General features: G+C 69.0%; 1 protein-coding gene. It reads left to right on the top strand.

Annotated elements, in window-relative coordinates; translation table 11 throughout:
• Nucleotides 1-386 (top strand): hypothetical protein (locus SxD43FB_RS24195; protein ID WP_217988859.1); only part of this gene is annotated, 386 nt, incomplete at its 5' end.
• Nucleotides 387-403 lie beyond the last annotated feature (17 nt).

Genomic DNA, 403 nt, shown 5'->3' with positions numbered 1-403 from the left:
CGGCCGACCTGCTGCGGCAGATCGGCATGAATGTGGAGCTGGCCGAGACCGACTGGGGCACGGTGGTGCAGCGCCGCGTCAGCCGCGAGCCGGTGGAGAAGGGCGGCTGGAGCATCTTCCACACCTATGGCTCGGCCATGGCCTATGGCCACCCGGGCGTGGCCTCGCTGGTGAAGGGTACCGGCGCGTCGGGCTGGTTCGGCTGGTATGAGAGCCCGCGCATGGAGGCGATGATCCAGTCCTGGCTGGAAGCGCCGGACGAGGCCTCCCGCAAATCCCTGGCCGGCCAGATCAACGCCCTGGCGCAGGACGATGTGGCCACCATCCCGCTCGGCCAGTTCGTCGCCCGCACCGCCTACCGCAACAATCTGAGCGGCTTCGTGTAGGGCATGCTGCCCTGCAC

It is taken from the genome of Sphingobium sp. D43FB, assembly GCF_002312805.1.
Classification (GTDB): domain Bacteria; phylum Pseudomonadota; class Alphaproteobacteria; order Sphingomonadales; family Sphingomonadaceae; genus Sphingobium.
Note: the sequence above shows the minus strand (reverse complement) of the source record. Positions and strands in the feature narration are given on the sequence as shown.